Origin of the sequence: Corynebacterium sp. ACRPH (assembly GCF_022347285.1) — a bacterium.
Lineage (GTDB): Bacteria > Actinomycetota > Actinomycetes > Mycobacteriales > Mycobacteriaceae > Corynebacterium.
On record NZ_JAKRND010000010.1, the window covers coordinates 44,648 to 57,433 of the forward strand.

At 65.8% G+C, this 12,786-nt stretch carries 13 protein-coding genes; 7 read left to right on the plus strand and 6 right to left on the minus strand.

The annotated features are described in order from the left end of the window. Positions 1-2 precede the first annotated feature (2 nt). Genes MHX66_RS06740 through MHX66_RS06750 form a run of 3 tightly spaced genes read left to right on the plus strand, consistent with a single transcriptional unit; the run spans position 3 to position 1,363 of the window. A complete protein-coding gene (locus MHX66_RS06740) occupies positions 3-686 on the plus strand; it encodes a YigZ family protein (protein WP_239201477.1) in 684 nt (227 codons plus the stop codon). A gap of 38 nt (positions 687-724) precedes the next feature. Then, the gene (locus tag MHX66_RS06745) at positions 725-976 is read left to right on the plus strand and encodes a hypothetical protein (protein ID WP_239201479.1); all 252 of its coding nucleotides are present in this window, start codon (positions 725-727) and stop codon (positions 974-976) included. 9 nt (positions 977-985) lie between these two features. Then, positions 986-1,363 (plus strand): RNA-binding S4 domain-containing protein, encoded by a 378-nt coding sequence (locus MHX66_RS06750; RefSeq protein ID WP_239201481.1) that lies wholly within the window; start codon positions 986-988, stop codon positions 1,361-1,363. Positions 1,364-1,380: 17 nt separating this feature from the next. Here the strand turns inward: MHX66_RS06750 and MHX66_RS06755 are convergent, their stop codons facing one another. The 5 genes from MHX66_RS06755 to MHX66_RS06775 are packed head-to-tail and all read right to left on the minus strand — an operon-like array spanning position 1,381 to position 8,307. Further along, complete coding sequence (locus MHX66_RS06755) at positions 1,381-2,364, minus strand: GTP pyrophosphokinase family protein (RefSeq protein WP_239201487.1); 984 nt, start codon at positions 2,362-2,364, stop codon at positions 1,381-1,383. Between the two features lie 3 nt (positions 2,365-2,367). Continuing rightward, positions 2,368-4,716 (minus strand): malto-oligosyltrehalose synthase, encoded by a 2,349-nt coding sequence (gene treY, locus MHX66_RS06760; RefSeq protein ID WP_239201489.1) that lies wholly within the window; start codon positions 4,714-4,716, stop codon positions 2,368-2,370. An 18-nt stretch (positions 4,717-4,734) separates the two neighbouring features. Further along, complete coding sequence (locus MHX66_RS06765) at positions 4,735-5,526, minus strand: BRCT domain-containing protein (RefSeq protein WP_239201492.1); 792 nt, start codon at positions 5,524-5,526, stop codon at positions 4,735-4,737. Between the two features lie 2 nt (positions 5,527-5,528). Then, positions 5,529-7,733 carry a glycogen debranching protein GlgX gene (glgX, locus tag MHX66_RS06770; protein ID WP_239201494.1) on the minus strand — a complete coding sequence of 735 codons (2,205 nt, stop codon included), beginning with the start codon at positions 7,731-7,733 and terminating at the stop codon, positions 5,529-5,531. Positions 7,734-7,743: 10 nt separating this feature from the next. Then, complete coding sequence (locus tag MHX66_RS06775; RefSeq protein ID WP_239201496.1) at positions 7,744-8,307, minus strand: TetR/AcrR family transcriptional regulator; 564 nt, start codon at positions 8,305-8,307, stop codon at positions 7,744-7,746. Positions 8,308-8,374: 67 nt separating this feature from the next. Between MHX66_RS06775 and MHX66_RS06780 the strand changes: the two genes are divergently transcribed. Genes MHX66_RS06780 through nadC form a run of 4 tightly spaced genes read left to right on the plus strand, consistent with a single transcriptional unit; the run spans position 8,375 to position 11,447 of the window. Continuing rightward, complete coding sequence (locus MHX66_RS06780; RefSeq protein ID WP_239201497.1) at positions 8,375-8,941, plus strand: hypothetical protein; 567 nt, start codon at positions 8,375-8,377, stop codon at positions 8,939-8,941. Between the two features lie 10 nt (positions 8,942-8,951). Next, positions 8,952-9,461 (plus strand): hypothetical protein, encoded by a 510-nt coding sequence (locus tag MHX66_RS06785; protein ID WP_239201498.1) that lies wholly within the window; start codon positions 8,952-8,954, stop codon positions 9,459-9,461. A 34-nt stretch (positions 9,462-9,495) separates the two neighbouring features. Continuing rightward, a complete protein-coding gene (nadA, locus tag MHX66_RS06790; RefSeq protein ID WP_255717263.1) occupies positions 9,496-10,524 on the plus strand; it encodes a quinolinate synthase NadA in 1,029 nt (342 codons plus the stop codon). Between the two features lie 2 nt (positions 10,525-10,526). Continuing rightward, on the plus strand, positions 10,527-11,447 hold the full coding sequence (gene nadC / locus MHX66_RS06795; RefSeq protein WP_239201500.1) for a carboxylating nicotinate-nucleotide diphosphorylase: 921 nt from the start codon (positions 10,527-10,529) through the stop codon (positions 11,445-11,447). A 12-nt stretch (positions 11,448-11,459) separates the two neighbouring features. Here the strand turns inward: nadC and MHX66_RS06800 are convergent, their stop codons facing one another. Continuing rightward, positions 11,460-12,728 (minus strand): hypothetical protein, encoded by a 1,269-nt coding sequence (locus tag MHX66_RS06800; RefSeq protein WP_239201506.1) that lies wholly within the window; start codon positions 12,726-12,728, stop codon positions 11,460-11,462. Positions 12,729-12,786 lie beyond the last annotated feature (58 nt).

The following is a 12,786-nucleotide window of genomic DNA, read 5'->3' on the forward strand; positions in this document are numbered from 1 at the left end:
GAATGCCTGACGATACAGCGCCGCAGAGCGCCTCCCACCCCGAACCCTCGTACGTCCGCCCGCAGCCGGGCAGGTACTCCTCGGAGGTGGAGATCAAACGCTCCCGCTTTATCGGCCTGGCCGCGCGCTGCGCCACCGAGGACGAGGCGCGCGACTTCATAGGCGCCATCCGCCGCGAGTACCCGGACGCGCGCCACCACTGCAGCGCGTTCGTGGTGCAGGTGGATGCCGCACAGCCCATCGAACGCTCCAGTGACGACGGCGAGCCTGCCGGCACCGCGGGCCAGCCCATGCTGGAAGTACTGAAGGGCTGGCACGACCCGGAGCCGCTGCAAGACGTGGCGGTCGTGGTGGTGCGCTACTTCGGCGGGGTGAAGCTCGGCACCGGCGGGCTGGTGCGCGCTTACCAGGAGGCCACCCGCGAGGTACTGCAGCAGGTGCCGTTAGAACTGCGCCGCCAGTTGGACCTGTACACCTGCGAGGTGCCGCACGCAGACGCTGGGCGCGTGGAAGCCGAGGTCCGCGCCGCCGGATACACCGTGGTGGGAGTGGAATACATGGCGGCGGCGGAGCTGGCGATTGCCTGCGAACCCGGCGCGCCGCTGCCGGATTTCCTGGCCAGTATCACCAGCGGGGCGGTGGAGGCCCACCTGGAGGGGCAGCGCTGGATCGAGGACGCGCTGTAGCTGATTAACTACACGCCGATTAACTACACTGGCTAAGCATGAGCAACTATGGCAACCTGCCCGCCAACCGCCCGGGCAACGATCCCATCGCCCAGCGCAAGGCGGAGGTCCGCAAGCACACCCGGAACATCCAGATCGCCGGCGGTGTCGGCGCGGTCAGCCTGATCGGTGGCGTGACGATCCTGCCCACCACCTTCTTCGCCATCATCGTGCCGATCCTGGCGGTGGCGTTCATCGCCTACAGTGGCTTTCAGATCAAGGGCATCGTCGAGCACAAAGATCAGTGGTGACGCACCCCGTTGGCCAACCCTGCAACCTCTAGCAAGGTCCGCATCGATGCCTGGGTGTGGGCCGTTCGCCTGTGCAAGACCCGTGCCCAGGCCGCCGCTGCCTGCCGCGCCGGGCACGTGAAGATCAACGACGTTTCGGTGAAGCCCGCCCAGCCGGTCGTGGTGGGCGACACGGTGCGCGTGTGGATCCACCACCGCGAGCACATCGTGGAGGTCACGCAGCTGCTCTCCAAGCGCGTGGGCGCGGAGCTCGCCCGCAAGGCCTATATTGACCATTCGCCACCCCCGCCGGTGATCCCCGCCATGCCTCGCCGGGACCGGGGAGCGGGCCGCCCGACGAAGCGGGAGCGCCGTCAGCTGGAGCGCTTCAAGCGCGGCGAGCTCTAGCTGGCTCTTTCTCGGGGCTAGCCAGTTTTCTGCCCCAGCTGCTGCCACCTGTTGCCTAGCCTGCCGGGGCGGGATTGCGCATTGTCGCCGATGTGTACCGTCTTGCGGATGTGCTCGCGCCCGTAGGCGAATAGCAGCATATCGTCCACCAGGCGCACCTGGCCGGGGTAGTACGGGTAGTTCATCGCCTTGCGCAGCGCCTTCAGCCGCTTCGGCGCCAGCAGCTCGCGGAGTTGCGCGACCGTCGTGATGTCGTGGGCGGCCAGCATCTCGATGGCGTAGTGGTAGTAGTCCACGCGCGAGGTTGGGTACTTCGACCCCACAATGCGGCTCAGCACGCGCGGCAGCGACTCCTCGTCGAGCGCCCCCTCGACCTCCTCGCCGGAGGTGCCGATGATGCCCGCGATCTTGTCGAACTGCTCATCCGCCAGCTCGATCAGCCCCGCGGCCAGGGTGAATGCGCGCTGCACCTCGGGGGAGCTGGTCTCTGGATGCTGCTGGTTCTTGTAGCGCACGTCGTGCTCGAACTCGGCCCATGCGTGCTGCAGCACGGTGCGTAGTTGTATCTCTATGTACTTTGGTGACGCCCCGTCCTCAGCCGCCCACGGCTCATCCTTAGCGGAGACAATCAGGTGTTGGCTGGCGTACCCGAAGCGCCCCTCGCGGGCGGTTTCGGCGGCCTTGTCGATCACTCGCACCACTGTGAACAGGCCGGATAGTGCGTCCTTGAGCTGCGGGATCTCCGAGGAGTGGAAGGTGATCACGCGCACGCCGATCACGTCGTGGGCGTCCGTAAACGAGTCGTAGTCCGGGTATGCCTCGTTGGCGAGTTTGCGGGCGAAGCTCGTCCGGTCCTTGATGCGGACGCTCACGCGGTCAAACGTGAGGCCGGCGTCATCAAGAACATCAATAATGTGCGCCTCCAGGTCGGCGGCGACGGTGGGGTGCGCCTGAATCCAGGTGTCGTAGTCCTGCAGTGCCCGGCGGGCTTTCTTGGCCAAGGCTTAAACCCCCATGCGCGTGAGGATCGCCTGGCCGCGCTCGCTAAACAGGCTGTCCAGCGGAACCTCGCCCTCCCACATGCTGCCGGAGAGGCGATCCTCCCACACGCCCTCGGGCAGGGCTACCGTCGTGTCCCCCCAGCCGTCGCGCAGGATGTCCAGCGGGCGGCGGGTGACGAGCGTGATGACGTCCTCGCCGCGCAGGGTGCCCAGCACATGGCGTTCCATGGTGCCGGTGGCCATGACGGGCAGGTAGCTGGCCTCGTCCAGCTCGAACTGGTTGCGGATCTGCAGGGCAGTGGTGATGACGTACAGGCGCTCGTCGTCGGTGCTGCGCACGTCGCCGCGGGAAACGCGATCCAGGGCCTCCATGCGCTCGGCGAAGTCCACCTTGCGGCGGTTGTCCGGGTCCACCAGTGAGTCGGTGAAGAACTCCGTGCCCTGGTAGATGTCGGGAATGCCCGGCCCCATGATCTGCAGCAGCTTCTTGGAGATGGAGACCACCTCCGCCGCCGGGGCGATCTCCGCGACGAACGCGGTGATGTCTTCGCCCTGATCGTCGATGGTGGAATCGATCCACTGGTGGATGGAGGTCTCGAACTCCTCGTTCACGTCGAACCAGGTGGTGTGCACACCCGCCTCGCGCATGGCCTTTTCCGCGTAGGCGTGGAGGCGCTCCCGCAGTTCGTCGGTGACGTTGCCGTCCACCGGCCATACACCGATCATGTTCTGCAGCAGGAAGTGGCAGGTGCCGCCGTCGACGTATTCGATGCCGTCGCACAGCTCAGCGAAGCGCTCGGCGGATTCGGTGATGCAGCTGATGCGGCTGCGCACGTCCTCCCCGCGCTTCGTGTCGTGGGTCGTGAGCGCGGTCATCGCCTTTGGCCACAGGCGGGCGCGCTCGGCCTGCAGTAGGTGGAACTCGGCGGGGGAAACGCCGAAGCGGCCCGGCGCACCGCCGACCTCCTGCAGGCTCACCAGGCGGGAGCCGCGGTAGAAGGCGGTATCCTCCACGCCTTTGGCCATCACCGCACCGCAGACCTGGGCGAAGCGCACGTTCGCCTCACCGCGGGAGATCAGGGCGGTGGCGATCAGGTCCAGCGCGTCGGCGCGCTCCGGGTAGCGGATGATCATTTGGGCGATCGCGGTGCTGGTCACGCGGGATAGGGATTCGTAGTCCGCGCGGTAGACCGGCATGGAGGCGATCAGTTCGATCAGGGTTTCGCGCAGCTCCTCGTCGGACACGGCCTCGCCGGAGGTGGACCAGTTGTCGCTGCGCACGGCGCGGGCCAGGCGGCGCACCTCGGCCGCGAGCTCCTGCCCGGCGACCTCGGACTTCAGCTCGTATTCGGCCTTCTCGAAGGCCTCTGCGTCCCACTCCGAGCCGGTCACGTCCAGCGCTAGGTTGGCCATGGTGCCCACGGCCGGGCGGTGAACGAACACGCCGTCCAGCTCGCGTAGCGCGTCGTAGCCGGTGGTGCCGTCGACCGTCAGGCGGGGATCCAGCGGCTCGGTGACCCCGAGGATCTTCTCCACCAGCAGCCAGCGCTCGTCGCCGATCAGCTTGCGCAGCTGCTTTAAGTAATTGAAGGGATCCGCCAGGCCATCCGGGTGGTCCACGCGCACACCGTCGATGATGTCCGCCGCGATCAGTTGGTTCAGGATGCGGTGGGAGTGCTCGAACACCACCGGGTCTTCCTGCCTCAAGCCCGCCAGCCCGTTGATGCTGAAGAAGCGGCGGTAGTTGATCACCCCGTCGCGCCAGTACATCAGGCGGTAGTGCTGGCGGTCGTGCACCTCCTGCGGGGTGCCGCCGAGCGTGCCCTCGGCGATGGGGAAGCGGTTGTCGTAGTAGCACAGCACCGGTTCTGTGCCCTTTGTGCCCTCTTCGATCCGCAGTTTTGCGACATCGTCCTCGCTGCCCAGCACCGGCAGGCCCAGTCGCCCGCCCGCACCGTTGTCCTCGGACCAGTCCACGTCGAAGTACTCCGCGTACTCGGACTCCTTGCCGTTCTTCAGCAGGTCCCACCACCAGGGGTTCAGCTGCGGATCGTCCACGCCGACGTGGTTCGGCACGATGTCTAACAGCAGCTTGATACCTGCTTCGTGGGCCTTTTCGGCCAGGGATCGCAGACCGTCGATGCCCCCGAGCTCAGGGTTAATGACAGACGGGTCGGTGACGTCGTAGCCGTGGGTGGATTCCTTCGGCGCTTGCATCACCGGGGAGAGGTAGAGGTGCGAAACACCGAGGCGGGAAAAGTAGGGCAGGTGATCTTCCGCATCTGCGAAAGTGAAGGCTTGGGTGGGGTCGGATCCAGGTCCGCGGAGCTGAAGGCGATAGGTCGCTGACATGCTCTCTAGGCTACTTGCCTACTTGATTAGCTGCAGGAACTCCTGGAAGCCGATGATCTGCAGCTCCTGGCCCTTATCCTGCAGCTCGCGGGCGCGCTTTTCCTTCGAGGTCATGGAGTGCCATTCGCCGACGATCAGCATCGTCGTCTTCTTCGTCACGTTCTTGGCCACCACACCGCCGCGGGAGGCGATCATGTCCCACACCTCGCCCTTGTCGTAGGGCTCCACGTCGCCGGTCACGCACACCGTCTGCCCGTAGATGGGGCCGTCGATGTCCGCCTCCTCGTTCGTCTCGGGGACTTCGTCCGGGGTGGCTACCTTCGCCCACGGCGCCGGCGAGCGCTGCTGTGTCTTCTTTGAGGTCTTCTTTGGTGACGCCCCCTCGTCCCCACCGCCGGTGGATTCAGCGGAGCTGACCCAGTCCGCGGCGGAGATCTCTGTGTTCTCAGTGCCCTCAGAGCCTGCAGAGCCAGCAGCGCCTGCCCCAGCAGATCCCGCCCCGGCATCTAGGGGGTAGCCGGCCTGCAGGTTGGTGAGCTGAAGATCCAGCGCGGCGAACTCCTCGGTCTGCGAGGGAGAGAAGTTCACGCGGGGACGTTCGGCGTCAAAAAGCAATTGGATGTACCCCGGCGAACAGCCTTCGGGCGCCTGCTTGTACCAGCCGATGAGCTCGTCGGCGGGGCGAGCGGCATCCGGGTACAGCGAGGAAGCCAGCGGCGAGCGGGTCACCCGGATCTCCTCTGTGGTAAGGGTGACTTCCGCGCCGCGGGCGGGGAAGGCTGCAGGGGAGGGGGACGAAGCGGCGGCCATGCCTAGAGCTTGACCTCCGTGGTGATCGGACGTTGCAGAACCACGGTGCTGCGCGCGTCGACCTCCAGGGTGTCGCCACCGGCGAAGCTGCGGGGCTCCTCCGGCACGCCAGTCGGCTCCGCGGTATCCACGACGACGGTCCAGCTTTCCTCTTCGCTCGGCTCCACGTGCATCACCTTGTGGCGGCGCGGCAGCGTGAACGTGATCGGCTCGTGGTGGGCGTTGAAGCAGAAGATGAAGGAATCGTCCTCCACCGGGCGGCCCTGTGGATCCGGCTCCTCGATGGCCATGCCGTTGAGGTGAACCATCAGGGACTTACCGAAGTCCGCGTTCCAATCGGAATCGGACATCAGATCGCCATCCGGGGTGAGCCACGCAATGTCGCGCTTGGCCACGTCCTGGCCCAGCGGGCCGCCCGCCAGGAAGCGACGGCGGCGGAACACCGGATGCGCCTGGCGCAGGTGGATGAGGTAGCGCGTGAAGGCGTGCAGATCCTTATCCATGTTTTCCCAGTCCATCCAGGCGATCTCGTTGTCCTGGCAGTAGACGTTGTTGTTTCCGCCCTGGGTGCGGCCAATCTCGTCGCCGTGGGAGAGCATCGGTGTGCCCTGGGAGAGCATGAGGGTGGTCAGGAAGTTGCGGCGCTGCTTGTCGCGCAGCTGCAAAACCTCTTCGTCATCCGTGGGGCCTTCCACGCCACAGTTCCAGGAGCGGTTGTGGCTCTCGCCGTCGCGGTTGTCCTCGCCATTGGCCTCGTTCTGCTTCTCGTTGTAGCTGACCAGGTCGTTGAGGGTGAAGCCGTCGTGGGCGGTAATGAAGTTGATGGAGGCCGTGGGGCGCCGGCCGGTGTAAAGGTCTGAGGAGCCGGTGAGGCGGGAGGCGAACTCGCCCAGGGTGGAGGGCTCGCCGCGCCAGAAGTCGCGCACCGTGTCGCGGTACTTACCGTTCCACTCGTTCCACAGGGCCGGGAAGTTACCCACCTGGTAGCCGCCTTCGCCGACATCCCACGGCTCGGCGATGAGCTTGACCTGGCTGACCACCGGATCCTGCTGCACTAGGTCGAAGAATGCGGAGAGGCGGTCCACGTCGTGGAACTCGCGGGCCAGGGTGGAGGCCAAGTCGAAGCGGAAGCCGTCGATGTGCATCTCCGTCACCCAGTAGCGCAGGGAATCCATGATTAGCTGCAGGGTGTGCGGGTGGCGGACGTTCAGGGAGTTACCCGTGCCCGTGTAGTCCATGTAGTGCGCCTCGTCGCCGTCGACCAGGCGGTAGTAGGCGGCGTTGTCGATGCCGCGGAAGTTCTGGGTGGGGCCCATGTGGTTGCCCTCGCTGGTGTGGTTGTAGACCACGTCCAGGATCACCTCGATGCCCGCCTCGTGGTAGCTGCGGACCATCTGCTTGAACTCCGCGATTGCGCCCTCGGCACTGGGGGATGCCGCGTAGTCCCGGTGCGGGGCGAAGAAGCCCAGGGTGTTGTATCCCCAGTAGTTGCGCAGACCCAGCTCGCGCAGGCGGTCGTCGTGAACGAACTGGTGCACCGGCATCAGCTCCACGGCCGTGACACCCAGGTCCTTGAAGTACTCCACGATGGAGTGGTGGCCCAAACCGGCATAGGTGCCGCGCAGGTGCTCCGGGACGTCCGGGTGAGTCATCGTCAGGCCCTTGACGTGGGTCTCGTAGATGACGGTCTTGTGCATCTCAATGTTCGGACGGCGGTCGTGGTGCCAGTCGAAGTAGGGGTTGATCACCACCGAGCGCATCGCGTGCGGGGCGGAATCCTCCTGGTTGCGCCCCTCCGGGTTATCCGGGTCGTTGATGTCGTAGCTAAACAGGGAGGCATCGCCGTCGAAGGCGCCGTCGAAGGACTTTCCGTAGGGGTCCATCAGTAGCTTGGAGGGATCGCAGCGCAGTCCTTTCGCCGGATCCCATGGACCGTCGACGCGGTAGCCATAACGCTGGCCGGGGACGATTCCGGGGAGGTAGCAGTGCCAGATGTCTGCGTCTACCTCCTCCATCTTCACCCGGGTCTCCGCGCCCTGGCTGTCGAAGAGACAGAGCTCGACGGATTCCGCGACCTCTGTGAATAGAGCAAAGTTGGTGCCATTGCCGTCGAAAGTGGCGCCGAGAGGGTAGGGCTTTCCGGGCCACCCGACCAAAGGCTCGCCGGGCGCACGCAATCCACTTTTATCTGACAGTCCGAAAGTCATGGCCACCATTCTAACGGCTAAGACCGCGCAGTATTGTTTCTACTCCCAGCACTACTTCCTGGCGTGCGCGAGCTTCGGAAGGCGCACCTTGTTCCTGTTCCTGGTCTTTATCCTGTTTCTGTTCGCCCACTGACGCCCCCAAATTCACGGCGACGCTTTGGCGGGCCTGGAGTTCCAGCACAGAACCGAAAACAAAGCGCAGGAGGAGCTTCGCGCTGTCCAACGCGCTGTGTTCCTCACTGTGCTCTGTGCCCAGCTCCGCGCTGAGCTCTGCACTTACTTCCTCGGCCAAGTCCCGGTCAAGCGTCCCGCTGGCCACCGCCGCCAGCGTGATGTCGGCACCGTCGCGCAGGGAGGTGAGGGCGTCAAAAAGAAAAGAACAATAATCCGCCGCACTGCCGGGGCGGGCGGGCACGGCGGTGAGGATCGACTCGGCGATACCTCCCAAAAGCGCCTGCTTGTTGGGGAAATGCCAGTACAGGGCGCCAGGGGCGACGTCGAGAGCGCGGGCGAGCCGCCGCATCGTGAGGTCGGCCAGGCCGTACTGCTGCAGGATGTCGACTGCGGTGCTCACGATTTTCTTGCGGTTTAACTGCACGGTGTCCAAGGGTAGTGGACTACATTGCCGTAGGGTGAGCGACATGAAGATTCGGAAGACATGCCTAGCCGCCCTGTGTACCCTGCCCCTCGCACTCACGGCGTGCGGATCCGACGACGGAGAAAACAGCGGCGAGTCGAGTCACGCGGACGAAGCAAACCAGGCTGACCAAGCCGCCCCGACCGAAGAAGCGATGCCCGAAGGGCCGGTCTACGCAACCCCGGCCAGCGACGAAGACAAGCAGCAGATCGTCAACCTGCTGCACGAGCTGAGCAACGGTGCCCGACCCATGGACGAGTACCTGCACTGGACCATCGACAACACCTGCCGAGCCGACATCGAGCAGCAGGGCGGCGAGGAAGCCGCGCGTGAACAGGCCGATGCCTCCGCCGGGCAGGGCAACTTCGACGAACAGCCGGGCCGCACCCCAAACATCACCGACATCCAGGAAGTGATGGCCGAGGGTGACAACGCACACGCCACGGTCACCATCTCCGAGGCCGAGCGCGAGGACTCCAACCGCATGTACTTCAAGCGCGAGGACGAGAAGTGGAAGTTCTGTCACGCCGTGGGCATGCCAGAAACCGCGGAAACCCAGGACGGCGAGTAGGTCTAGCGCATTGAGCAGAAGTTTCAAGATCCCCCGCCCGATCGGGGAGGCGGCGCAGGTCCTCTTTATTACCCTGGTGAGCTTCCTGCTGCTGGGAGTGCTGTGGGGTGTGATCCACCCGACCTCCGAGCTAGTGGTGGCCGCCGACGGCGGTGCGGAAATCGCGCCGGGAACCGAGGATGCCTCGTTCCGCGGGTTTACCTACTACGTGGCGCTGACGGCGCTGGGTGGAATTGCGGTGGCGCTGTGGGCGTTTCGCACGCGCATGCGGGGGCTGCTCATGATGCTGTGGACTACCCTTGCTGTGCTGTGGGGCGCCGTGGCGGCCTGGGCGGTGGGCGTCAGCGTGGCCGAGAGGCTGTACGCAGACCCGCTCCCGGAGCACCCGCAGGCGGGAGATGTCTTCCACATTCTGGACGCCGCGGGCCCCTCTGTGGGGATGGTCGTGGCCCCGGCGCTGGCGCTGATCGTCTACTGGATGGCGACGATTTTCGCCGACCCGGAAGACTTTGAGGATTAGGTAGAAACGCGCTGCTAGGGACTAAAGTGGGGGAATGCTAAACAAAACCATAGAGAGTATCACTCGCGTGGATGGCCTCTGGACCATGCCGGATAGCATCTCCACCGACGAGTGGGCCGCGGAAGTCCGCCGGCTGAAGGAACAGAAGAATGCGCTGATTCTGGCGCACAACTACCAGCTGCCGGAGATCCAGGACATTGCCGACCACACCGGCGATTCCCTCGCCCTGTCGCGCATCGCGGCGGAGACGGACGCCGACGTGATCGTCTTCTGTGGCGTGCACTTTATGGCCGAGACGGCGAAGATCCTGTCGCCGGAAAAGACTGTTCTTATTCCTGACGCCAACGCGGGGTGCTCCCTGGCCGATTCCCTTAGCGCCGACGAGCTGCGCGAGTGGAAGGCCGAGCACCCGGGGGCCGTGGTGGTCAGCTACGTCAACACCACCGCCGATGTGAAAGCGCTGACGGACATCTGCTGCACCAGCTCCAACGCGGTGGACGTGGTGGCCAGCCTGCCGGAGGATCAGGAGGTGCTGTTCGGCCCCGACCAGTTCCTCGGCGCGCACGTGCGCCGCGAGACCGGGCGAGACAACATCCACGTCTGGGCGGGCGAGTGCCACGTGCACGCCGGCATCTCCGGCCAGGAGCTGAGCCAGCAGGCGCACGACAACCCGACGGCGGACCTGTTTATCCACCCGGAGTGCGGCTGCGCCAACTCCGCCATCTACCTGGCGGGCGAGGGCATCGTGGAGCCGGAGCGGGTGAAGATGCTCTCCACCGGCGACATGATCTCGCAGGCCAAGTCCACCAACCAGTCCACCGTGCTGGTGGCCACCGAGGTTGGCATGCTGCACCAGCTGCGCCAGGCCAACCCAGAGGTGGACTTCCGCGCCGTGAACGATTGGGCGGCCTGCACGTACATGAAGATGATCACCCCGGCGGCCCTGCTGCGCTGCCTGGCGCTGGGCGAGGACGAGGTGACGGTGGACGAGGAGACCGCCGCCGCGGCCCGCCGTTCCGTGGAGCGCATGATCGCCATCGGCAACCCGGGAAGCGGGGAGTAGGCGTGGAGCAGCAAGACCTGGAGCTTCCCTACCCGGCACAGCTCACCGACCCGTCCCGCATCCGTGCTGCGTATCTGCGCATGGCCAAGGTCGCGCTGGAGGAGGACTTCGGCGATGGTGCGGACGTCAGCACCCTGGCGACGGTGCCCGCCGACGCGACTGGCACGAAGGTCATGCGTGCCAGGCAGGCGGGTGTTATCAGCGGACTGGATGCGCTGGCCATCGTCGCGGAGGTCGCCGACGAGCGGCACGTGGAGTTCGTCCCGCTGGTCGCCGACGGCGACCGCGTGGAGGCCGGGGCCGAGGTCGCCCGAGTGGAGGGCAAGATCCAGCACATCCTCATGCTCGAACGCACATTGCTGAACATCCTGAGCCATGCCTCCGGCATCGCCACCCAGACCCGCAAGTGGGTCGACGCAGTGGAGTCCACGGCCACCAGCCCGCGTGGCTGCAAGGTTCGCGATTCCCGCAAGACCTTGCCCGGCATGCGCATGCTGGAAAAACGAGCGATCGTCCACGGCGGTGGCTACCCACACCGCTACAACCTGGGCGACCAGGTGATGGTCAAGGACAACCACGTGGAGCTCTCGAGCGCCGCCGAAGCGTACGCGCGGGTGCGGGAGTTCTTGGGGGAGGACGCCACCACGTGGGTAGAGGTCGAGGTGGATACCCTGGACCAGCTCGCCGACCTGCTGGCGGAGGGCAAGGCTCACCCGCCGCAGGTGCTGCTGGATAACTTCACAGTGGAGGACACGCGCAAGGCCGTGGAGCTGCGCGACCAGCTGGCCCCGCAGGTGCTGTTGGAATCCTCCGGCGGGCTCACCCTGGACGTAGCCGGGGATTACGCCGCCGCGGGCGTGGAGTCCGTGGCCGTGGGTGGGTTGACCCACAGCGTGCGGGCGCTGGACATCGGCCTGGACTAGAGTTCTGGTCTTTTAGGCTTCCCAGCGTTCCAGCGCCGCGCGTCGGCGCTGGTCCAGCTCCGCGGCAATCTCCGCGTAGCCCAGCTCCGCGGCGGCGACTAGCGCCATGGAATAGCCGCCGATGGTGCGCTCGTCGTCCGCGCTGAACTCCGACCACTCCGCCACCAGGCGGGCGTTCGCCAGAGCCTCCTCAAAGAGCCCGCAGTTTAGAGCTGCCTCCGCCAGGGTGTAGCGCAGGTTCAAAATGGCGGGGGATAGCGGGCAGCCCTCCGTGGCGGCCAGCTCCGCGCTGGCGAGCTCCCAGGCCTCGCCCTCGCGCCCCTCGCCGAGTAGCGCCATCGCCGCCAGACCCGCGCACTGCAGGGCGATCACCTCCGCATTCAGCTTCCCGGCCAGGCGTACGCACTCCTTCCAATGATCCGCCACGGCGGCCAGGGAGGAATCCTCGCCGATGCTTTCGGTGGCTCGGAACATCTCGAAGTGCGCCAGCATGTCGTGCGCCTTATAGAGGGAAACTATTTGCGCGTCCGTGCTGCCGCTCAGCAGGGAATCTTCCTCCAGCCGGTCGATCAGTGCAGTCACCCGGTCGTAGGCCTCCTCGCGCCGCCCGCGGAACCATGCCTCCTGGGCGAACCACAGCTGCCGGTCGGCCGTGCTCGGGGGTTTCGAGCCGAACCTCCGCACCAGTTGGGCGAAGGTGTCGGCGAAGTCGAAGGCTGTGGCGTCATTGTCAGCGCCCCCATCGGCGTCATCGGAAGAACCAGAAAGATTCGTGGCCACCGCAAAGCCCGTCGTGGCGGCCGAGGTCAACCGCGCGGCGATCGACCTGGGCAGGTCGCGGTGGGTGATGTGCGGCGCCTCGGCGAGGGTGGGGGAATCCGGATCCAGGCGAAAGTCGGCGAAACCCTGGGCTAGTTGTGCCAGCATTTCGCGCGGCGAGTGCAGCACGGCCAAGGTGGCGGGGCGCTCCTGAAGAGTCAGCGACTGGTGAGCCAGCAGCGCCAAAGCCTCCAGCGCCAGCGCGTGATCGTCGTTACTGCGCGCCCACGCTCGCAGGTCCCGCAAGGCGGCGATGGCCTCGTCGGCAAAACCCAGGTGATCCGCGGCGCTGGCCCGCATGCTGTAGAACTCGCCCACCAGCTCGTCCGGCACCTCGTCGGGAGTGGCCAGCCAGTACTGCCGGGCGAAGTCGCTGGCCAGGCGCCAACTCGTCGCCGCCGAAGCCCCCGATTGCGCGGCGGTGCGGCTGTCCCGGAGCAGTGAATGGAGTGTCTGGGCCATGGCGTAAACTTTAGCCGAGTACATAACCGCACATAATTATTCAGTATTAGCCAGTATT

Bases quoted from the DNA above. Each gene is read 5' to 3' on its own strand.
- MHX66_RS06765 (WP_239201492.1), bottom strand. From the start codon at position 5,526: ATGGCCGCCGCTTCGTCCCCCTCCCCTGCAGCCTTCCCCGCCCGCGGC.
- glgX (WP_239201494.1), bottom strand. From the start codon at position 7,733: ATGACTTTCGGACTGTCAGATAAAAGTGGATTGCGTGCGCCCGGCGAG.
- nadA (WP_255717263.1), top strand. From the start codon at position 9,496: ATGCTAAACAAAACCATAGAGAGTATCACTCGCGTGGATGGCCTCTGG.
- MHX66_RS06780 (WP_239201497.1), top strand. From the start codon at position 8,375: ATGAAGATTCGGAAGACATGCCTAGCCGCCCTGTGTACCCTGCCCCTC.
- treY (WP_239201489.1), bottom strand. From the start codon at position 4,716: ATGTCAGCGACCTATCGCCTTCAGCTCCGCGGACCTGGATCCGACCCC.
- MHX66_RS06800 (WP_239201506.1), bottom strand. From the start codon at position 12,728: ATGGCCCAGACACTCCATTCACTGCTCCGGGACAGCCGCACCGCCGCG.
- MHX66_RS06745 (WP_239201479.1), top strand. From the start codon at position 725: ATGAGCAACTATGGCAACCTGCCCGCCAACCGCCCGGGCAACGATCCC.
- MHX66_RS06740 (WP_239201477.1), top strand. From the start codon at position 3: ATGCCTGACGATACAGCGCCGCAGAGCGCCTCCCACCCCGAACCCTCG.